The organism is Ruegeria sp. BHSB172, assembly GCF_059613165.1.
Genome location: NZ_JBXWRZ010000015.1, coordinates 1 through 18,500, shown reverse-complemented (window position 1 = coordinate 18,500; position 18,500 = coordinate 1). Strand labels below are relative to the sequence as shown.

The window sequence follows — 18,500 nt, the reverse complement described above, 5'->3', positions numbered from 1 at the left end:
TTACCGGTTGCGATTGCCGCGCCCCAGGGCGCGGCTCATCTGGGCCGCGATCTGGCCCTGGCTGCGGCGGAAGCCTTGAACGTCGGGCGTGGTGATGTTCATCACCACGTTCACCGCCCGTCCGCCGCCGGAGTTGCGCACGCCCAGCTTGCCGTCGGGTCCGCGCGCCAGCGGCATGATCGCCTCGGGGCCGGCCTCGCCCATCAACCCGGTCGCACCGCGCATCGGAAACATGGTGGGCCCGGTGACAACGCCGCCATTGGCAAAGGGCATGACGCGCCCCTGGGCGAAACTGTCACCGTCGGCAAAGGGCAGCAGCCCCTGCACGAGGCCGCCGACCGTATTGGCCAGCATGCCGCCGAAATGATCCGTCACCGGCTTGATCGCCGCCGAATAGGCCGTACGGATCATCGAGTTCTTCAACACGTCCAGCGCGTCCGACAGGTTCATGCCGTCCAGAACCACACCGTCGAAGGCCTTACGCAGCCCGGTTGACATGCCGCGTTCCAAGGTGGCGACATCCTTCCCGGTCTCTTCAAAAGCGGCGCTGATCCGCTTCATCTGGGCATCGAAGGCCGCCGCCATCGTGGCGGCATCGCCCAGGGCATCGCCCAGCGCCTCGCCGCGCTCCTGCAGGTCGTCAAACCCGTCCCGATCCGTCATCACGCTCTCCTTGTATCTTGTCGGGCCAGGCGGCCAGCAGCTTCTCCAGCCGCGCCCGGTTCATCGCCGGTATCCCGCGGCCCTGCCCCAGCATCAGCCGCAGTTCGGCCGGGGTCAGACGCCAGAACTGATCCGGCGTCAGCCGCAGCCCGTGCAGCCCGGCCCGCATCAGGCCGGGCCAATCAAAGCCGCTCATGACTCACCCGGCACCATGAAGGCCCGCGCCAGCAGCTCGGCCGCCGCCCGCGCCGCGGCCATCGGTCCGCCCTCGATCTCGGCCCGCAGCATGTCGGCGCGGGTCACATCCGCCCCGCCTCCGCGCAGCCCCGCCAGGATCAGCGCCAGCACGTCACCGCTGGAATAGGCGCCGCCCTCAAACCGCTGCACCAGTTCCACCAGCGACCCTGCGCCCAGCTCCTGCTCCAGCTCGGCCAACGCGCCCAGCGTCAGCTTTAGCAACCGGCGCTGGCCATCGATCACCAGCGCCACTTCTCCCGCCCACGGATTGACCATCACAGCGCCACAAAGGTCAGGGCGCCGGCGCTGGCCAGGCTCATCTCATAGGTCGCCTCGCCATTGTGCGAGCCCGCATACTCGATCCCGGTCACCTGGAACGGGCCTTCGACGATGCCGAAATCAGGGATGATCACCTGGAAGGCGGGCGTTTCACCATCAAAGAACAACTGCCGCGCGCGTTCATCCGTGCCGGCGTCCTTGAACACGCCCGATCCGGAAATCGAGGCCGACTTGACCCCCGCCCCCGACAGCAACTCGCGCCAGCCGCCCTGGCTTTCCAACGTGGTGACATCCACGCTTTCGGCGTTGAAACTGATACGCGTGGCCCGCAGCCCCGCGATGGTCTGGAACAGACCCGTGCCGTTCATGTCCACCTTGACCAGCAGGTCCTTACCGTTCTGGGCACCCATATGCTCTCTCCATTGATTGCTTAGTTGTCTTCCACGCGGGCGCGGAATCTCAGGTCGATCTGCCGGATCGCGCCGCCGGTCCCGGTGCGCCGGGCCGAGGCCCGCTCGAACCACAGCCCCACCAGCCGCCCCCGATCCAGCGTCAATGCGGCGTCGTCCAGCGCGTCGCACACGGCCCCGGCCAGCGTCTTGGCCGCGCCGAACCCGGCCGCCTCGGACACCACCGACACCGCGAAGCGATGCAAAGTCCCTTGCCCCGTCTTGTCCGAAGCCTCGCGCACCTCTTCGGGGCCAAGCGTCACGTAGGTCTGAGGAACCGTCCCCGAAGGCACCGCGTCATAGATCGCGCCGCCGCTCAGCGCGCCCACCTGGGCATCCGCCACCAACTGCTGGAACACCGCCGCCTGCAGCGCCGCCGAAACGCCATAGCTCATGCCGCCACCTCCTCATCCGCGAAACAGGTCAGATAGCGCCCGGCCGCGTCGTATTCGGCCACGGCGCGGATCACGAAGCGCCGCTCGCCCTCGCGAAACCTCTGATCGGGCGCCGGGCGCATCGACGACCCCTCGGGCGCGCCACGCACCACGATGCGGTAACTCACGCGCGACACCGGCACATTCGCCACCGCGCGCTCGGTGCCGGTCCGGGCGGTCACCTCGGCCCACAGCGTGCCCAGCGGCGTCCATGTCTCGGCATAGCCGCCCGCGCCATCGGCCACCCGAACCGGGGCCTCCAGCACCAGCTGCCGGTTCAGACGGGGCGCGCTCATTGCATCACCCCCGCGCCGAAACGCACCATGCGATAGCGCTGGATCAGGCTGGTCACCCCGAAAGGCATGCAGCCGTCGCCCAGGCTGGTCTCGTCGCGGTATTCATAGTAATGCGCCGCCAGCAGCAGCACCGCTTGCCACAGATCGGCCGGCAGTCCGCCCCAGTCCGCCGCCATCCCGGCCGTCAGCGCGATAGTCGCCTCTCCACCGGTGGGAATGGCGGGCAGGCGAGCCCCCATCGGCCGCAGGCAGGGACGCTGGCTGTCCCGCTCCAGGCGGTAGGTCCCGGGCGCCACTACCTGCTGGGCGCCCAGCGCGTCGGTCAGCATCACCGCGTCGATACTCGTCACCGGCGCAACCGGCAGGACCTCGCCCGCGTCGTTGCGCCACCGGCTTAGCGTCCATGTGAAACTGCGCGATATCAGCACCTTGCCCGTGCGCGCCTCGATCGCGGCCATCGCCGCCCTCAGGAACCCTTTCAACACGTCGTCCTGCAGGCTGGTCTCGGCAAATCCCGTGCCCAGCCGCAGATGCGCCTTGAACTGATCCACCGGCAGCGCCGCATCCGCGATGGCGGTTTCTTCGATCAACATCATCCATTCACTCCGCAATCTCGGACCCCTCCGGGGGCCGCATCCTTGGAAAATGGCGGGCACGTGCCGCCCCACGTTGCTCGGACGGAGGGGAGCAGCTAGACAACGCGGGGGATCTCACCCCGGCCCGCGCCCGCCGCCCGAGGGACCGACCCACCGGCCCCCAGGATCCGTCACCGCTTAGGCGGTGCCGAATTTCACCAGCTTGATCGCGGCAAAGTCGCTGATGTCGCCACCCACGCGCTTGGTGGCGTAGAACAGGACATGCGGCTTGGCGCTGAACGGGTCGCGCAGCACGCGCAGGTCGGGGCGTTCGGCGATGGTATAGCCGGCCGAGAAGTCACCGAAGGCGATCGAGAAGCTGTCGGTGCCCGGATCCGGCATGTCCTCGGCGATCAGCACCGGATAACCCATCAGTCGCGCAGGCTCACCCGCGGCCAGGCCATCCGACCACAGGAAGCGGCCGTCGGCATCCTTGAGCTTGCGGATTACACCCGCGGTTTTCGAGTTCATCACGAAGGTGCCATTCACGCGGTACTGCGCGCCTAGCGCATAGACCACGTCAACGATCGCATCCGCATCGATGCCGCCCGCAACACCGGTGGGCACGTAGCCCAGGTTGCCCCAGGTCCAGACCTCATTATCCACCGCCGGATGGCTCAGAATGCCCTTGGGCTTGTCGATGCCGTCGCCGTTGATGAAGGCCGCCGCCTCGGCGCGGGCGAACTTGTCGGCGATACGGCCCGCCAGCCAGCCCTCGACGTCGAATGCGCTGTCATCCAGCAGCCGCTGCGAGGCCTTGGGCAGCGCGCTCAGCTCGTGCAGCGGGATCGAGATGCGGTCGATCGACGGGGTGCCGGTCTCGGGGGCGGCCGCGGTTTCATCGGCCCAGCCCGCGCCCACATCGGTGTGGTCGATCAGCACGTCGAACGAATTGGCCTCGACATTCACGACCGACGCGATCGAGCGGATCGACGCGGTGGATTTCAGCACCGACTTGATCATCTCGGCGGTCTGCGGATCGACCAGGTAGCCGCCATCGCTGTTGACGGCCGTCGACAGCGATTTGGCCTCCATCTCCAGCCCGCGCAGGGCATCGTCGTCGCCCGAGCGCACATAGGCGTCAAAGGCCTTCTGGTGCGGCGCTTCGTCCAGGGTCGAGGCCGCAAGATGCGGGCGCGCCGCGATGGTTGATTTACGATCCAGCATGGTCAGTCGCTCTTCTGTCTGTTGCAGTTTATGTTGAACTTCAGCCTTCAGGCCTTTGAATTCACTCACGAAGCCAGCCATCGCCTGCTTCACCTCCTGAACCAGGGGCACACCCTCTCCGGTCAAGGCCGCGGTCTCGGTCTTGCTCATCAGCACTTCCTTTCTGGGTGGGGGTTGAGGCGCGCTAGGTTCGCGCCAGCTCCTGCCGGGCGTTCTCGAACACCTCGGCAATACTGCGCCAGGTGTCCTCGGCATCGGGGTCCGTCCCCTTTGCCGCCACCCGCGCACTGGGCAGCATCGGGAAGGTCACCAGCGACACCTCCCACAGCTCCAGTTCCGTCAAGAGCCGCCGGCCCTTGTCATCCTTCACGGCCCGCTTTGTGCGATAGCCGATCGACAGCCCGTCCAGCGCACCCGCGCGGATCAGCTCGGCCGCTTCGCGCCCCTTCTGGGTGCTTTCCAGCAACCGCCCCTTGACCCACAGCCCGCGCTCATCCTCGCGCACCTCGTCCCACACGCCGATGGGCTGCGTCGGATCGTGCTGCCAGAGCATCTTGACCCGCTGACCGGCCGCCCTCAGCCCGGCCAGCGATACGGCATAGGCACCTTTCTGCACCACGTCGCGGCCCTGATCGACCTGGCCGAACAGGCTGGCATAGCCCTCGATCACCGCGTCCTCGGTCACCGACAGCCCATCGCCGAACCGCGCGAACTTGCGTTCCAAATCCATGAAAAACTCCTCGTAAGCCACTGAATTCATGGCGCTACCGTCAGGAATGACTGGAACGCCTGCGCTAGGATCACCGCCGCCACGCCATAGACCGTCAGCCACAACCGCCGCTCCAGCCGTTCCATCATTTCCTCGATCTGATCCAGCCGCCTGCACAGATGCGCATGCTGGATCTCGGCCACCCTCTCGTGCGCGGCCAGGCGCAGGCCCGGCGCGCAGTCAAAGGGCGGATATCCCGGCGTGTCAGCCATCCGCCGTCTCCGCCAGCGCCGGCAGGCCCAGCAGAGCACGCTTTTCGGCATCGGTCAGGAAATCGGCATTGGCCACCCGCGCCCATTGCGCATCGCGTTCCGCCGCCAGCGCCGGCACCTGGTCCAGATCGGGCTTCAGCACCAGATCTTCGCCGGTAAAGCCCGACAGCCAGTCCGACAACGCCGCCGCCACCCGCGTCACCAGGGGCAGAACGGTCAGGCGATAGAACGCCCGGTTGGCCTCCTGATAGTTCGAATAGGTCGCGTCGCCCTGGATCCCCAGCAGCATCGGCGGGACACCAAAGGCCAGCGCGATCTCGCGGGCGGCGGCTTCCTTGGTCTTCTGAAACTCCATGTCCGAGGGCGAAAAGCCCATCGGCTTCCAATCCAGCCCGCCTTCCAGAACCATCGGACGCCCGGCGTTGCGCGCGCCGCGATAGTTCGCCTCGATCTCGTCGCTCAGACGGCGGAACTGTTCCTCGGCCATCACGCCCTGCCCGTCGCCGCCCTTCCACACCAGCGCCCCCGAGGGCCGCGCGGCATTGTCCAACAGCGATTTCGACCAGCGCGAGGCGCTGTTGTGCACGTCGATTGCCATCGCCGCCGCCTGCAGGGGCGAAAAGCCATAGTGGTCATCCTGCGGGTGGAACGACTTGATATGGCAGATGGCTTCGGCCGGGAACCGGTGCGTCTTGCCCCCGGCGGTGTAGTCATAGGCCCTGGGCCAGCCATCCGCCCCCGGCACCACGCTCATCCGTTCCGAGCGCAGCACATGCAGCTCGACCGGCAGCCCGCCCTCGGCCTGCACCGCCTCGACATAGGCGTTGCCCGACAGCAGCAACTGCCCGAATAGCGCCTCCAGCAGCTCGGCCTTGCCCTGCGCCGCGTTCGGACGGCGCATCAGGCGCAGAACCGGGTGCGTCTCGTACCGTTGCGCGTCGTCCTGCAGCACCAGAGGCAGCGCCGCCGCGGCCTCGGCAATCAGCTTGACCGACCGGAACCCCACCGGGTTGCCGGAAAACCCGGTGCGCGTCAGCGAGGCTGTGTCCCGCGGGCTCCAGGCAACGCGACCTCCGGTCTGCCAGGCCACCACCGGCCCGGCTGCGCTTGCTTTTGCCTCGGGGGCCATCTCAGCCGATCCACGACGCAAGAAATCGAATACCATGTCCAGATGCTCCTTTCTGCCGCCGCTCTGCCCGGCTTGTTGAAAGGAGTTATGACGGAAAGATCTTTAAGCCTCGGGAATGGGGCGTACGGCGGCTGCGCAACGGCGTAGGAGCCTATGCCTTCAGGTTTTACCTCGGCATCAACCAGAAATGCGCTACCCTCGTCGTCAATCTATCAGGAGGGACCAGTCATGTACAAACGTGCAATTGAAACCGGCGGGATCGCCGTCGTGACCGGCGCCGCCAGTGGAGTCGGGCGCGTCGCGGCACAGCGTTTTGCTCAAGCCGGGCTGGACGTCATACTCGCCGACCTTCCGGGACAGGCGCTCGACGAAACGACGGAAGACCTCAAAGCAGGCTTTGACGCGGTAAACATCACCGCGGTGCCGACGGATGTCACCTCTCAAGCCGACATGGAAAACCTGGCTGATACAGCTCTCGCCGCCGGGCAAGTCGCCGTTTTGATGAACAATGCAGGGATCAGCCTGCCGACGAAAACATGGGAGTCATTCGACAACTGGCAGAAAATTCTCGACGTGAACTTTCTGGGTGTGCTGCGCGGCGTCCAAGCCTTTTTGCCCCACATGATCAAGGCTGACCGCCCGGCGGTCGTCATCAACACCGGGTCAAAGCAGGGGATCACCACCCCGCCGGGCAACCCCGGCTACAACGTGTCCAAGGCCGCCGTCAAAACGCTGACCGAACAGCTCGCGCACGAGCTGCGCGAGGCCGGCGCACCGATCTCCGCGCATCTCTTCGTTCCGGGCTTTACCTATACCGGCATGGTCGCGTCATTCCTGCCGGAAAAACCGGCCGCCGCCTGGACCAGTGAGCAGACCGTCGACTATTTCTTGGACCGCATGGCCCACGGCGACTTCTACATCCTCTGCCCCGACAACGACGTCGATGCCGAACGCGACCGCCGCCGTGTTCAATGGGCCGCCGAGGACATCATCCACAACCGCCCCGCCCTCTCGCGCTGGCACCCCGACTATGCCGAGGCCTTCGCGAAGTTCGAAAAGCCCAAGGGCTGATCACAAAACCCGCACCCTGGGCCGCCGGTATGCCGCCGCCGGTCCCACCACCAGTTCATGCAGCGCCCAGACCAGCGCGTCGACCCGGTCGGCCGAGCCCTGCCCCTCAAACCCCCGCGCGGTCATCTGGCACATCTGCTCCTCCAGCGCCTCCAACCCGGCCACATGGAACACCCGCCCCTGCTCATAGAGCGCCGCCACCGGCTCGGCCCGCGCCACCTTCCCGCGCGAGGCCCGCACCGCCCGGAACGGGACCAGAGGGTCCACCTGCCGCACCACCTCTTCTACCAACTGCCCGCCCTGATTGACCTCGGCCACCAGCCGCTCGGCCCCGAATTCGTCCATCGCGTCGATCGCCGCGCGCGCCCAGCCTGCCGGGCCCGCGCCCTGCACCGTCCGGTCGGCCAGCACATAGGCGCGCCAGTCCTCGGGCGGCCCCTGCAGTTGCGCGCCGACCACCAAGATCCCGCAGGCATCCGCGCCAGAACCGCCCGTCACCGCCGGGTCCAGCGCCACCACCACGCGGTCCAGCTCGGGCACCGCCTTGACCCGCGCCGCATCCAACATCGAGCCGGTCCACAACGCCCCCTCGGCATCGGCCAGCAGCACGCCGTCCAACTCCTGCCGCCCCAGCCGCGTGCCCGCATAACGCGCGCGCACCTCCTCCAGAAATGACTCCGCCAGGTTGGCCCGGTTCGCCTCGGTCGGCGCATGGGTCATCACCGTCGACGGCGCAGCCAGCAGATCCTTCAAAACCTTCACGTTGCGCGGCGTCGTGGTGATGCAGACCCGCGGCCGCTCCCCCAGACGCAACGCGAATTGCAGCATGTCCCAGGTCTCGCCCGCCTTTTTCCACTTGGCCAACTCATCCACCCAGGCCGCATCGAATTGCGGCCCCCGCAGCCCCTCGGGATCATGCGCCGAAAACGCCTGCGCCTCGGCCCCGTTGGGCCAGACCAGTTTGCGTTCCGATGCCTTCCACTGCGGCCGCCGGTCAGGCGGAGAGCACTGCATGATCCCGCTGTCGCCAAAGATCATCACGTCACGCACTTGGTCAAAGGTCTCGCCCACCAGGGCCACGCGCCGGGCCTCGCCCTCGTCGAAAGGTTTGCCCCCCTCGACCGCCTGTCGCACCCACTCGGCCCCGGCCCGCGTCTTGCCCGCGCCGCGCCCGCCCATGATGACCCAGGACCTCCAGTCGCCCTCGGGCGGCAGTTGATGCGGCAGTGCCCAGAACTCGAACAGGAAAGGGAGGGCACACAGCCCCCCCTCCCCGATCTCACTCAGAAATCTGTCCCGCACCGCAGCAGGCGCGGAGGCGAGCCAATCGGCACCCGATCTCAGATCGGGCCCGCTCCAGGTCGAGCGCATAGCCTCCTTGGGCGATTCCCGCTTGTCTTTGACATTGTTCGACAAAGCTTGTCTCCACTTTCTGGCAATTTCGGATCAGCCCCTCTAGCTGCCCGAGTTGTCTGGCTGAACTCGCCAGGTCTGCATCCTCCCCGGCCTCGATCCGCCTGCGCAGGTCTTCCGCCGCTTGCCGCAAACCGCAAATGGACACCTCCAACGACTGCAACAGCTCGGCCGTCCGGGACATCCGCTCTTCCGGGGTAATCAAAGTCATGTTTGCCTGTGACCTCATGCGTGAGTGATCTCCGCACGAGAGAAATGAAAAACGGCCGCCGGGTTGCCCCGGGGCCGTTGCCCACTTCTTCTAGCATGACACAACTTATACGCGAAACAGTGCGCCATGTCAAGGTGCCGCGCAACAGCGCGCAACGGGTAACGTACTGTCGGGGTTAACAAAATCTCAATTTCCACCCCCTCACACGGCCCAGCCCAGATACCACACAAGCCGCCGCTCCACACCAATCCGCCGACGCGGCTTGACATTCCACGCCGCAGCCCTCATGTGTCCCGCAGCGCTGCCGCGTGAGCACGCGGATCAGAACCGAGGTCCGACAGCGCCCCATATCTCCAGTTCCCATTCACGCAGGGTTCTCGACGCGTCGGCCGGATGCCGCAGGATTCGCCTGCTGATCCCGAGGCCACGCACAACCCCTGCCGGTCGCGCATCCCGCGCGATCAGTGACTCTCGTTCGCGCATTGCAGATGCAGGCGCGGACCACAAAGGAAGACTACTTGTTCGACTTCGACATGCTTGGCCTTGCGCCAGCCCTGAACGACGCGCTTGAACGCGCCAAATTCACCCAACCGACCCCGATCCAGAACCAGGCGATCCCGCTGGCCCTGGAAGGTCATGACATCCTGGGCCTCGCCCAGACCGGCACCGGCAAGACGCTGGCCTTTGGCCTGCCGCTGATCGACCACCTTCTGGCCCAGCCCGGCAAACCGGCGCCGAAAACCGCCAAGGCCCTGATCCTCGCCCCCACCCGCGAGCTGGTGAACCAGATCGCCGACAGCCTGCGCACGCTCACCAAAAAGACGAAACTGCGCGTGGCTACCGTCGTCGGCGGGCAGTCGATCAACAAGCAGGTCATGTTCCTGTCGCGCGGCACCGACATCCTCGTCGCCACCCCCGGGCGCCTGATCGACCTGATGGAGCGCGGCGCGGTGGATCTCGGCCAAGTCCGGCACTTGGTGCTGGACGAGGCCGACCAGATGCTCGACATGGGCTTCATCCACGCCCTGCGCCGGATCGCGCCCGAACTTGGCACCCCGCGCCAGACCATGCTGTTCTCGGCCACCATGCCCAAGCAGATGGAGGAACTCAGCCGCGCCTACCTGACCAACCCGCAACGGGTGCAGGTCTCGCCTCCGGGCAAGGCGGCCGACAAGATCACCCAGTCGGTGCATTTCGTTGAAAAGCCGGGTAAACCCGCCAAGCTGCGCGAGATCCTCTCGCGCGACACCGAGGCCCTGACGCTGGTGTTTTCGCGCACCAAGCACGGCGCGGAAAAGCTGATGAAGGGGCTGGTCGCCGACGGCTACAACGCCGCCTCGATCCACGGCAACAAAAGCCAGGGCCAGCGCGACCGCGCCATCAAAGCCTTCCGCGAGGGCGAGATCGCCGTGCTGGTCGCCACCGATGTGGCAGCCCGCGGCATCGACATTCCGGGGGTGGCCTATGTGATCAACTATGACCTGCCCGAGGTGCCCGACAACTATGTCCACCGAATCGGCCGCACCGCGCGTGCGGGTCGCGAAGGCGAAGCCATCGCCTTCTGCGCCCCGGATGAATACGATCTGCTGCGTCAAATTCAGAAGCTGATGAAGATCGAAATTCCCGTGGCCAGCGGAACGGCCCCCGAGGCCGCGGCCACTGCCAAACCCGGTGGACGTCAGCGCAATCGGCGCCGTGGGCCAAAGCCGCAAGGCGCAAATTGCGCTGCGAACCGTCCGCGCCGTCCGCGCCGCAAATCGGCGGCGTAACAAAAGACCGGCGCGCATGCCCCCATGCGCGCCGGCCATCGAGTCCTGAATACTCGTCGAACGTTCAAACCAGACAGATCGTCTTATTCGGCCTGATCACCCTTGCTCGGGCCCGCGCGGATCAGTTCCCCGACCCGTTCCTTTCGGCCTCGATCTCACGCCACTTGGCGACATTGCGGTTGTGCTCCTGCAGAGTTTCCGCAAAGGCATGTCCGCCGGTTCCATCAGCCACGAAGAAGACATAGTCGGTCTCGTCCGGTGCGACGGCGGCCTGCAAGCTGGCCAGTCCCGGGTTGGCAATCGGCGTGGGCGGCAATCCATCGATCAGATAGGTGTTCCACGGGGTCGCCCGCCGCAGTTCGCTGCGCCGCAGACCCCGGCCCAGAACGCCCTGCCCCTTGGTCACACCATAGATCACCGTGGGATCGGTCTGCAGCTTCATGCCCTTGCGCAAACGGTTGATGAACACGCTGGCCACCTGGCCGCGCTCTTCCGGGATGCCGGTCTCCTTCTCGATGATCGAGGCCAGGATCAGCATCTCCTCCGGCGTCTCGATCGGCAGACCGTCTTGACGGGTCTCCCAGACCTGAGCGATGCGGGTCTGCTGTGTGTCCTGCATCTGTTGCAGCAGCGCGGTGCGGTCGTCACCGGGCGAAATCTCATAGCTGTCGGGGGCCAGCATGCCTTCGGGCGGCAGTTCGGCCACCTCTCCGGTCAACGCGTCCGCCGCCTTCAGCCCCTCGACCACCTGCCAGCTGGTCACACCCTCGGCCACGGACACGCGATAGCGCGTGTCAGGATTGTTCCGCTTTTCCTGGTAGATCTCCGGCGCGTCCTCTTCACCCACCACGAACAAGGCGATCTCGACAAACTCCAGCGTCGCCGGGTCCAGTTCACGCACGCGGATCTGCGTCCGGGTCACGCCGATGCGATATTCGATCTCGGTGCCACAGGTGCTGGCGCCGCTGCGGGTGATCTCGTCGATGATCTCGGCCATCGAGGCACCTTCGGGGATCAGAAAGCTGCCCGCCTTCAGCCGCTGCGCCTTGTCTGTGTAGTCGGCGGCCAAGCGAAAGATCGTGGCACTGCTGATCGCGCCCTGATCTTCCAACTGGCGGCTGACGCCGGTCATGTTGCTACCGCTTTTGACCTGCAGGCAGATCGCGGTTTCCAGAGGGCCTTCAGCCTTGTACTGCGACTGCCCCCACAGGATCAGCCCGCCCAGCAGGAACATCCCGACCACCAGCAGGGTCAGCATGTTCGAGGCCAGCGCGCGCCACATCTATTTCGCCTTTCCGAAAATCACACTGGCATTGGTACCGCCGAACCCAAACGAGTTCGACAGCGCCACGTTTATTTCACGCTCGCGCTTGGTATTCGGCGCCAGGTCAATCGGCGTTTCCACCTCGGGGTTGTCCAGGTTTATCGTCGGCGGGGCCACCTGATCGCGGATCGCCAGGATCGAGAAGATCGCCTCGATCGCGCCTGCGGCCCCCAGCAGGTGACCGGTGGCCGATTTGGTCGAACTCATCGTCGCCTTGCTAGCGTATTCGCCCAGCAGGCGTTCAACCGCGGCCAATTCGATCGTGTCGGCCATGGTCGAGGTGCCATGCGCGTTGATATAGTCCAGATCCTTCGGCTCGAGCCCCGCGTTGCGCAGCGCCGCCTTCATCGAGCGCTCCGCCCCGTCGCCATCCTCGGCCGGCGCGGTGATGTGATAGGCGTCGCCCGACATGCCATAGCCCAGAACCTCGGCATAGATCTTGGCGCCGCGGGCCACGGCGTGCTCGTATTCTTCCAAAACCACGATTCCGGCGCCCTCGCCCATCACGAAACCGTCGCGATCGACGTCATAGGGGCGGCTGGCGGCCTTGGGGTTATCGGCATATTTGGTCGACAGCGCCTTGCAGGCGTTGAAGCCGGCAATACCGATCTCGCAGATGCAGCCCTCGCCGCCGCCGGCGATCATCACGTCGGCATCGCCCGAGCGGATGATACGGCTGGCATCGCCGATCGCGTGGGCACCGGTCGAACAGGCGGTCACGACCGAATGGTTCGGACCCTTGAAGCCAAAGCGGATCGAGACCTGACCCGAGGCCAGGTTGATCAGCGCGCCCGGAATGAAAAACGGCGACACGCGGCGCGGACCCTTGTCGCGGATCAGATTGGCGGTCTCAGCGATCGAGCCCAGACCGCCGATGCCTGACCCGATCAGAACGCCGGTGCGCAGACGCTCTTCCTCGTCCTCGGGCAGCCAGTTCGCGTCCTTGCAGGCCATCTCGGCCGCAGCGATCGAATACAGGATGAAATCCTCGATCTTGCGCTGTTCCTTGGGCGGCATCCAGTCATCGGGGTTGAAGGTCCCGTCGGTGCCATCGCCACGCGGCACTTCGCAGGCATAGGTCGTGGTGACCCCTGCGGCTTCGGCATCGAACAAGGTGATCGGGCCGGCACCCGACTCGCCGGCCAGCAGCCGCGACCAGGTTTCCTCGACCCCGCTGGCCAGTGGAGTGACCAATCCCAGACCGGTTACAACGACTCTGCGCATGAAATGCCTCTTGCCTGCTTGCTGTTTGAGAACCGCTCATACCCCGGCCAAGGGTCCGGGGGCAAGAGCAACAGCGTATTCCGCACAGGCAGCCTGCCGCCCGCCCTCGCGGCGCACACCGCGCACGGCCAAGGCAAAACTACAGGAACTGCCCCCGACAACCTGTCAGAGGCGGCCCGGACGGATTTGTTGCGTTACTGGAATTGCGCTACAGGTTCATGGGCGGTTTTGGCTACCGCCAAAGCCTCGGACAAGTCGACCGTCTTGCGGAACAGCGCCCGCCCGACCAAAGCACCCGAGATATTGGGGATGTACGCCAGACGCGAGATGTCGTCGCTGCTGCGCACGACGCCGCTGGCGATCACCGGTGTGCGCGAATGCGCGGCCAGCCCCGAAATCAGGCCCAGCTGCGCCTCGACATCCTCCATGTCGCTGTCGATATCGGTGACCAGAATGGCAGCCAGCGGAGCATCGGCAAACGCTTCGATGAAAGCCTCCGGGGTGAACGCACTTTGGGTGCGCCAGCCGTCCGTCATCACGTAACCCTGCCACACGTCCACGGCCAACACGATCTGGTCTGGGTATAGCTTGGCCAACTCTTTGAACAGATGGGGATCACGCGCCGCCAGGGTGCCGATTACGATGCGGCCCGCCCCTTTGTCGATCCAACGCTCGACCTGCTCGCGCGAGCGGAACCCGCCCGCCAGTTGAACAGGCAGTTCGGCGCTGCGGATGATCTGCTCGACAAGCACAGAGTTCGTGTCGCAACCTTCGATCGCGTCGAAATCGGTCAGGTGCATCCATTCCGCCCCCGATGCGGCCCAGCCTTGGGCGGTTTCCACCGGATCGACATGCCAGATCAGCGCCTCGTCCAAGCGGCCCTTTTCCAAGGTGACGCACCGCCCATTCTGCAATTCCATCGTGGGATAGATCCTCATGAGCCAACTCCTCTGCCCAGTCGTTCCGGATTTCCACGATAGCATAGGCGGCCGCCAACGGCCTTCGCTTCCCAGTTTCGGCAAACCGAGAGCCATTTGCGGCAACAAGCGGAAAGTTGCGTTTCAGAAACGCGCGGGCGGGCCATCCCGACGAAACAGTTTGACGGTCGTGTCGCGAAACCGGGTTTCGCGCAGTGCGACATAGCCCAGCCTGGCGGCCAGTCGCTGCGACGGTTGATGCTTGGCATCTATCATCGCCACCAGCGGGCCCGGCATGATCCGGTCGAACCAGTCATGCGCGGCCTGCGCGGCCTCGAACCCGTAGCCTTGCCCATGCGCCTCGGGCGCCAGGACCCAGCCGGCTTCGGGGAAGGTGTCGAAGTCCTCGCCCAGACAGCGGTTGCCGAAAAAGAACCCCGCCTGACCTATCAAAGTGCGATTCGATTGCAGCAGCACGCCCCATTGGCCGAACCCGGCCATCTGCCAATGGCCCGCATTGCGTAGAAAGGAATCCCAGGCCTCGCCGCGTGTGCGGGGCTTGCCGCCGATATGACGCACGACATCTGGGTCGCGCCAGATCTGGGCGAACCGCTCGAAATCCTCGGGTCGCATCCCGCGCAGGGTCAGCCGCGCGGTATTGATCGTCGGGGTGGATCTTATCATGCCCTTGCCCGTTCAGAACCTGCCTACATCCAGAGCAGAGCAAATCCTGGCCGTGCGAGGCAAGCCGGAAATGGCCGGCGCAAAGAAAAACGGCGCCTCCGTTGCCCGGAAGCGCCGTTTTCCCAATAATTCAAAGCGATCAGGAAGCTTCGCTGATGAACTTCACGGCGTCGCCGAAGGTCTGGATGGTTTCGGCTGCATCATCGGGGATCTCGATGCCGAACTCTTCTTCGAAAGCCATGACCAGTTCAACGGTGTCCAGGCTGTCCGCGCCCAGATCGTCGATGAAGGACGCGTTCTCGGTGACTTTGTCCTCTTCAACACCCAGGTGCTCAACAACGATCTTTTTAACGCGATCTGCGACGTCGCTCATGTCTATTCCTCATTCCATTTCAGGGCGGTCTGCCCGGTTCTGCCCTTGCCCGCTCGGGGTGGCCTTGATTTGCCCGATCCGGGCGGTTTGGGTCCCGGGTCTCCGGGAAAGTAGAAGGCCGACCTGAACGCCCGGCCCCTAATTACATGCGCCGCCTATAGCACAGACGACGCAAGAGGCAAACGCTTTCGCACCTGCCCCGCGATGCGCCTACAACATGGCCATGCCGCCGTTCACATGCAAGGTGGTTCCGGTCACATAGCCCGCCTCGGGGCTTGCCAGATACAGCACGGCCGCCGCGATTTCCGACGGTTCGCCCATCCGACCGGCGGGCACCTGCGCCAGGATGCCGGCCTTCTGGTCGTCGGTCAGCTTTTCGGTCATCGCGGTCGTGATGAAACCCGGCGCAACCGCATTTGCTGTTATGCCCCGGCTTGCGACCTCGTAGGCCAGCGACTTGGTCATGCCGACCATGCCCGCCTTGGACGCGGCATAGTTCACCTGACCCGGGTTGCCGGTTGCACCGACAACGGACGAGATGTTGATGATGCGCCCCCAACGCGCCTTCATCATGCCCCGCAGAACGCCTTTGCACAGCTTGGCTGTCGCGGTCAGGTTCACGTCGATCACGCTCTGCCATTCCTCATCAGACATGCGCATGAAAATGTTGTCGCGGGTTATCCCTGCGTTGTTGACCAGAATATCAACGGACCCCATGGCCTCGGCGGCCTGCTTCGGCAGCGCGGCCACGGCCTCGGCGTCACCCAGGTTGCACGGCAGGACATGAGCACGCTCGCCCAGTTCATCCGCCAGTTTCTGCAGCGGCTCTACGCGCGTGCCCGACAGGCCCACAGTGGCCCCTGCGGCGTGCAAGGTTCGTGCGATCTCGCCCCCGATCCCGCCCGAAGCCCCGGTGATCAGAGCGCATTTTCCAGTCAAATCAAACATACCTGTATCCTTTTCGAGTGTCCTGTCGGACCAACTTTAGGTTATTCGCCTGCCTGCAGCGCTTTTTGAACGTCTTCCGGCGTGCCAACGGCGGTGCAGGCCACGGCCCGATCGATCTTGCGGATCATGCCCGACAGCGCCTTGCCCGCGCCTATCTCCCAAGCTTCGGTCACGCCCTGGGCCACCATGTACTGAACGGATTCGCGCCAGCGGACCGATCCGGTGACCTGTTCGACCAGCAATTGACGGATCAGGTCGGGATCGGTCACCGCCTCGGCGCGGACATTGGCCACCAGAGGAACAGCCGGCGCCTTGATTTCGACGCTTGCCAGCGCTTCGGCCATCACTTCGGCGGCGGGCTGCATTAGGGCGCAATGGAACGGGGCGCTGACCGGCAGCATCACGGCGCGCTTGGCGCCCCTTGCCTTCGCGATCTCGGCCGCGCGTTCGACGGCAGCCTTCGCCCCCGACACCACGACCTGCGTGGGATCGTTGTCGTTGGCGGCTTGGCACACGTCGCCCTGTGCCGCTTCCTCGGCCACGGCACGCACCGCATCCAGGTCCAGCCCCAAGATCGCAGCCATCGCGCCCTCGCCCACCGGCACGGCGCTTTGCATGGCCTGACCGCGGGTGCGCAACAGGCGAGCCGTGTCGGCCACGCTGAGCGCGCCGGCCGCAGCCAGAGCCGAATATTCACCCAAGGAATGGCCCGCGACGAAAGCCGCCCGAGTGACCTGAACGCCCTCGAACTCCAGCGCGCGCATCGCCGCAATCGACGTGGCCATCAGCGCCGGCTGCGCGTTCTGCGTCAGGGTCAGGGTTTCGATGTCGCCCTCCCAGATCAGGGTACTCAGCTTCTCGCCCAGCGCCTCGTCCACCTCGTCGAACACGGCTTTGGCGGCGGGATAGGTATCGGCCAGCGCCTTGCCCATGCCGATGGTCTGGGCGCCCTGCCCCGGAAAAACAAACGCGATTGTCATTGCGACCTCTTGGATGACGTCAGGTTGCGCGGGGTGTAAACCGAGTGGCGGTCTGGCACAAGCTTTGCCTGCACTCTGCATTATGGCACCCTGTCTGTGCGCAGCACGCTATTGTGTCGCCCCGCGGGGCCGCTACCTTGGCGCAGAAGCCAATTCCGGAGCGTACCACCCATGCCCCTGACCAACACCCCTGCTAGCTATGGCAGCGTGACCAAGACCTTTCACTGGGTGACAGCCCTGCTGATCTTTACCGCGCTACCGCTCGGCTGGATCGCCAATGACCTGGCACATGCGATCTCAGACCCGGCGATCCCCTCGTCCGAGGCCGACATCGCCCGCGCCGCCCGCCTGTTTTCGCTGCACAAGACCGTAGGGATCACGGTGTTCTTCGTGGCACTGGCGCGCATCCTGTGGGCGCTCAGCCAACCCAAGCCGGGTCTGCTGAACGCCGACAACAAGCCCGAGGCCTTCGCCGCCGATGCGGTGCATTGGCTGCTGTACGGGTCTTTGGTGCTGGTTCCGCTGTCGGGCTGGATCGACCATGCCGCGACCGAGGGCTTTGCGCCCATCCTGTGGCCATTCGGACAGAACCTGCCGCTGGTGCCGAAATCTCCGCACCTCGCCGAATTGATGGCCGCGCTGCATTGGCTGTTCATGCTGGTGCTGGTGGTCGCCGTGTTTCTGCACGTGGCGGGAGCGCTCAAGCACCACGTCATCGATAAGGATTCGACCCTGCGCCGGATGCTGCCGGGGCGGTCCGACGCGCCGACCCCGCCCGACCAGACACATTCTGCGGCGCCGGCAGCCGCGGCAGCGGTCGTCTGGGTCGCGGTACTGGCGGGCGGCTGGGCGACCGGGATGCTTGGCGCCGGGACTCAGGCCGATGCTGGCTCTACAGAATTGGCAGAGGTTCAATCGGACTGGCAGGTGCAGGACGGCGAACTGGCGATCACGATCACCCAGTTGGGCAACCCGGTGACCGGCCGGTTTGCCGATTGGACGGCCGCCATCACCTTCGACGACCCTGGTGCGCCGGGGCCGGCGGGGACCGTGGACGTTACGGTGTCGATCGGCTCGCTGAGCCTGGGCAGCGTGACAGATCAGGCCATGGCCCCCGATTTCTTCGACGCTGCCCAATTTCCCACCGCCCGGTTCCAGGCCGTTCTGGTCAAGACCGAGACCGGCTACGAGGCGCGTGGCCCTTTGACCATCCGCGGCCAGTCCGTCGACATCGTGCTGCCCTTCGCCCTCGACCTGCAGGGCGACACAGCGCGGATGTCAGGCTCGGTCGATCTGAATCGGCTGGATTTCGGCAT

23 protein-coding genes are annotated in these 18,500 nt (G+C 65.4%); 3 read left to right on the top strand and 20 right to left on the bottom strand.

What is annotated here, in order from left to right:
• The 11 genes from AC2FM3_RS09720 to AC2FM3_RS09670 form a co-directional block, all read right to left on the bottom strand.
• Positions 1 to 663: an RcGTA-type gene transfer agent tail tape measure protein gene (locus AC2FM3_RS09720; RefSeq protein WP_496681111.1), complete on the bottom strand. Its 663-nt coding sequence runs from the start codon at positions 661 to 663 to the stop codon at positions 1 to 3.
• Complete coding sequence (locus AC2FM3_RS09715; RefSeq protein WP_496681109.1) at positions 641 to 859, bottom strand: rcc01693 family protein; 219 nt, start codon at positions 857 to 859, stop codon at positions 641 to 643. Before AC2FM3_RS09715 ends, AC2FM3_RS09720 begins: the two co-directional genes overlap by 23 nt.
• Positions 856 to 1,176: a gene transfer agent family protein gene (locus AC2FM3_RS09710; protein WP_496681106.1), complete on the bottom strand. Its 321-nt coding sequence runs from the start codon at positions 1,174 to 1,176 to the stop codon at positions 856 to 858. Before AC2FM3_RS09710 ends, AC2FM3_RS09715 begins: the two co-directional genes overlap by 4 nt.
• Positions 1,176 to 1,589, bottom strand: a complete 414-nt coding sequence (locus AC2FM3_RS09705) for a phage major tail protein, TP901-1 family (protein ID WP_170370664.1) — start codon at positions 1,587 to 1,589, stop codon at positions 1,176 to 1,178. Before AC2FM3_RS09705 ends, AC2FM3_RS09710 begins: the two co-directional genes overlap by 1 nt.
• Before the next feature lie 20 nt (positions 1,590 to 1,609).
• Positions 1,610 to 2,023 (bottom strand): DUF3168 domain-containing protein, encoded by a 414-nt coding sequence (locus AC2FM3_RS09700; protein WP_496681103.1) that lies wholly within the window; start codon positions 2,021 to 2,023, stop codon positions 1,610 to 1,612.
• Entirely contained in the window at positions 2,020 to 2,358 is a 339-nt protein-coding gene (locus AC2FM3_RS09695; protein WP_496681100.1) for a phage head closure protein, read from the bottom strand. The genes AC2FM3_RS09700 and AC2FM3_RS09695 overlap by 4 nt, the downstream gene beginning before the upstream one ends.
• Positions 2,355 to 2,954, bottom strand: a complete 600-nt coding sequence (locus tag AC2FM3_RS09690; RefSeq protein ID WP_496681097.1) for a head-tail connector protein — start codon at positions 2,952 to 2,954, stop codon at positions 2,355 to 2,357. The genes AC2FM3_RS09695 and AC2FM3_RS09690 overlap by 4 nt, the downstream gene beginning before the upstream one ends.
• A gap of 177 nt (positions 2,955 to 3,131) precedes the next feature.
• Positions 3,132 to 4,310: a phage major capsid protein gene (locus tag AC2FM3_RS09685; protein WP_496681095.1), complete on the bottom strand. Its 1,179-nt coding sequence runs from the start codon at positions 4,308 to 4,310 to the stop codon at positions 3,132 to 3,134.
• Positions 4,311 to 4,344: 34 nt separating this feature from the next.
• Positions 4,345 to 4,890: an HK97 family phage prohead protease gene (locus AC2FM3_RS09680; RefSeq protein WP_496681094.1), complete on the bottom strand. Its 546-nt coding sequence runs from the start codon at positions 4,888 to 4,890 to the stop codon at positions 4,345 to 4,347.
• 26 nt (positions 4,891 to 4,916) lie between these two features.
• A complete protein-coding gene (locus tag AC2FM3_RS09675; protein ID WP_093962401.1) occupies positions 4,917 to 5,141 on the bottom strand; it encodes a GTA head formation protein, RCAP_rcc01685 family in 225 nt (74 codons plus the stop codon).
• Entirely contained in the window at positions 5,134 to 6,306 is a 1,173-nt protein-coding gene (locus tag AC2FM3_RS09670) for a phage portal protein (RefSeq protein ID WP_496681091.1), read from the bottom strand. Before AC2FM3_RS09670 ends, AC2FM3_RS09675 begins: the two co-directional genes overlap by 8 nt.
• A 192-nt stretch (positions 6,307 to 6,498) precedes the next feature.
• Here AC2FM3_RS09670 and AC2FM3_RS09665 point away from each other — a divergent pair, with 192 nt between their 5' ends.
• Positions 6,499 to 7,341 (top strand): SDR family NAD(P)-dependent oxidoreductase, encoded by an 843-nt coding sequence (locus tag AC2FM3_RS09665; protein ID WP_496681090.1) that lies wholly within the window; start codon positions 6,499 to 6,501, stop codon positions 7,339 to 7,341.
• Here AC2FM3_RS09665 and AC2FM3_RS09660 read toward each other — a convergent pair whose 3' ends face one another.
• On the bottom strand, positions 7,342 to 8,712 hold the full coding sequence (locus AC2FM3_RS09660; RefSeq protein ID WP_496681087.1) for a DNA-packaging protein: 1,371 nt from the start codon (positions 8,710 to 8,712) through the stop codon (positions 7,342 to 7,344).
• Entirely contained in the window at positions 8,621 to 8,965 is a 345-nt protein-coding gene (locus tag AC2FM3_RS09655; RefSeq protein WP_496681085.1) for a hypothetical protein, read from the bottom strand. The genes AC2FM3_RS09660 and AC2FM3_RS09655 overlap by 92 nt, the downstream gene beginning before the upstream one ends.
• Before the next feature lie 518 nt (positions 8,966 to 9,483).
• Between AC2FM3_RS09655 and AC2FM3_RS09650 the strand changes: the two genes are divergently transcribed.
• Entirely contained in the window at positions 9,484 to 10,734 is a 1,251-nt protein-coding gene (locus AC2FM3_RS09650; protein WP_496681082.1) for a DEAD/DEAH box helicase, read from the top strand.
• A 121-nt stretch (positions 10,735 to 10,855) separates the two neighbouring features.
• Here AC2FM3_RS09650 and mltG read toward each other — a convergent pair whose 3' ends face one another.
• From mltG to fabD, 7 genes are all read right to left on the bottom strand, one after another.
• Entirely contained in the window at positions 10,856 to 12,016 is a 1,161-nt protein-coding gene (gene mltG / locus AC2FM3_RS09645; RefSeq protein WP_496681079.1) for an endolytic transglycosylase MltG, read from the bottom strand.
• Positions 12,017 to 13,282 carry a beta-ketoacyl-ACP synthase II gene (gene fabF / locus AC2FM3_RS09640; protein ID WP_496681077.1) on the bottom strand — a complete coding sequence of 422 codons (1,266 nt, stop codon included), beginning with the start codon at positions 13,280 to 13,282 and terminating at the stop codon, positions 12,017 to 12,019.
• Between the two features lie 194 nt (positions 13,283 to 13,476).
• A complete protein-coding gene (locus tag AC2FM3_RS09635; RefSeq protein WP_496681074.1) occupies positions 13,477 to 14,220 on the bottom strand; it encodes a 1-(5-phosphoribosyl)-5-[(5-phosphoribosylamino)methylideneamino]imidazole-4-carboxamide isomerase in 744 nt (247 codons plus the stop codon).
• A 123-nt stretch (positions 14,221 to 14,343) separates the two neighbouring features.
• Positions 14,344 to 14,883, bottom strand: coding sequence for a GNAT family N-acetyltransferase (locus AC2FM3_RS09630; RefSeq protein ID WP_496681071.1), 540 nt, complete (start codon positions 14,881 to 14,883; stop codon positions 14,344 to 14,346).
• A 139-nt stretch (positions 14,884 to 15,022) separates the two neighbouring features.
• On the bottom strand, positions 15,023 to 15,256 hold the full coding sequence (locus AC2FM3_RS09625) for an acyl carrier protein (RefSeq protein WP_005982462.1): 234 nt from the start codon (positions 15,254 to 15,256) through the stop codon (positions 15,023 to 15,025).
• A 210-nt stretch (positions 15,257 to 15,466) separates the two neighbouring features.
• Positions 15,467 to 16,204: a 3-oxoacyl-[acyl-carrier-protein] reductase gene (gene fabG / locus AC2FM3_RS09620; protein ID WP_496681068.1), complete on the bottom strand. Its 738-nt coding sequence runs from the start codon at positions 16,202 to 16,204 to the stop codon at positions 15,467 to 15,469.
• A 41-nt stretch (positions 16,205 to 16,245) separates the two neighbouring features.
• The gene (gene fabD / locus AC2FM3_RS09615; protein WP_496681066.1) at positions 16,246 to 17,184 is read right to left on the bottom strand and encodes an ACP S-malonyltransferase; all 939 of its coding nucleotides are present in this window, start codon (positions 17,182 to 17,184) and stop codon (positions 16,246 to 16,248) included.
• 171 nt (positions 17,185 to 17,355) lie between these two features.
• On the opposite strand from fabD, the gene AC2FM3_RS09610 reads away from it, so the two are divergent.
• The coding region (locus tag AC2FM3_RS09610; RefSeq protein ID WP_496681063.1) for a cytochrome b/b6 domain-containing protein at positions 17,356 to 18,500 on the top strand (1,145 nt) is incomplete at its 3' end.

What these genes read in the sequence shown, in the direction of transcription:
- AC2FM3_RS09720 (WP_496681111.1), bottom strand. Translation starts at nt 663, where the DNA reads ATGACGGATCGGGACGGGTTTGACGACCTGCAGGAGCGCGGCGAGGCG.
- AC2FM3_RS09715 (WP_496681109.1), bottom strand. Translation starts at nt 859, where the DNA reads ATGAGCGGCTTTGATTGGCCCGGCCTGATGCGGGCCGGGCTGCACGGG.
- AC2FM3_RS09710 (WP_496681106.1), bottom strand. Translation starts at nt 1,176, where the DNA reads ATGGTCAATCCGTGGGCGGGAGAAGTGGCGCTGGTGATCGATGGCCAG.
- AC2FM3_RS09705 (WP_170370664.1), bottom strand. Translation starts at nt 1,589, where the DNA reads ATGGGTGCCCAGAACGGTAAGGACCTGCTGGTCAAGGTGGACATGAAC.
- AC2FM3_RS09700 (WP_496681103.1), bottom strand. Translation starts at nt 2,023, where the DNA reads ATGAGCTATGGCGTTTCGGCGGCGCTGCAGGCGGCGGTGTTCCAGCAG.
- AC2FM3_RS09695 (WP_496681100.1), bottom strand. Translation starts at nt 2,358, where the DNA reads ATGAGCGCGCCCCGTCTGAACCGGCAGCTGGTGCTGGAGGCCCCGGTT.
- AC2FM3_RS09690 (WP_496681097.1), bottom strand. Translation starts at nt 2,954, where the DNA reads ATGATGTTGATCGAAGAAACCGCCATCGCGGATGCGGCGCTGCCGGTG.
- AC2FM3_RS09685 (WP_496681095.1), bottom strand. Translation starts at nt 4,310, where the DNA reads ATGAGCAAGACCGAGACCGCGGCCTTGACCGGAGAGGGTGTGCCCCTG.
- AC2FM3_RS09680 (WP_496681094.1), bottom strand. Translation starts at nt 4,890, where the DNA reads ATGGATTTGGAACGCAAGTTCGCGCGGTTCGGCGATGGGCTGTCGGTG.
- AC2FM3_RS09675 (WP_093962401.1), bottom strand. Translation starts at nt 5,141, where the DNA reads ATGGCTGACACGCCGGGATATCCGCCCTTTGACTGCGCGCCGGGCCTG.
- AC2FM3_RS09670 (WP_496681091.1), bottom strand. Translation starts at nt 6,306, where the DNA reads ATGGTATTCGATTTCTTGCGTCGTGGATCGGCTGAGATGGCCCCCGAG.
- AC2FM3_RS09665 (WP_496681090.1), top strand. Translation starts at nt 6,499, where the DNA reads ATGTACAAACGTGCAATTGAAACCGGCGGGATCGCCGTCGTGACCGGC.
- AC2FM3_RS09660 (WP_496681087.1), bottom strand. Translation starts at nt 8,712, where the DNA reads ATGCGCTCGACCTGGAGCGGGCCCGATCTGAGATCGGGTGCCGATTGG.
- AC2FM3_RS09655 (WP_496681085.1), bottom strand. Translation starts at nt 8,965, where the DNA reads ATGACTTTGATTACCCCGGAAGAGCGGATGTCCCGGACGGCCGAGCTG.
- mltG (WP_496681079.1), bottom strand. Translation starts at nt 12,016, where the DNA reads ATGTGGCGCGCGCTGGCCTCGAACATGCTGACCCTGCTGGTGGTCGGG.
- fabF (WP_496681077.1), bottom strand. Translation starts at nt 13,282, where the DNA reads ATGCGCAGAGTCGTTGTAACCGGTCTGGGATTGGTCACTCCACTGGCC.
- AC2FM3_RS09635 (WP_496681074.1), bottom strand. Translation starts at nt 14,220, where the DNA reads ATGAGGATCTATCCCACGATGGAATTGCAGAATGGGCGGTGCGTCACC.
- AC2FM3_RS09630 (WP_496681071.1), bottom strand. Translation starts at nt 14,883, where the DNA reads ATGATAAGATCCACCCCGACGATCAATACCGCGCGGCTGACCCTGCGC.
- AC2FM3_RS09625 (WP_005982462.1), bottom strand. Translation starts at nt 15,256, where the DNA reads ATGAGCGACGTCGCAGATCGCGTTAAAAAGATCGTTGTTGAGCACCTG.
- fabG (WP_496681068.1), bottom strand. Translation starts at nt 16,204, where the DNA reads ATGTTTGATTTGACTGGAAAATGCGCTCTGATCACCGGGGCTTCGGGC.
- fabD (WP_496681066.1), bottom strand. Translation starts at nt 17,184, where the DNA reads ATGACAATCGCGTTTGTTTTTCCGGGGCAGGGCGCCCAGACCATCGGC.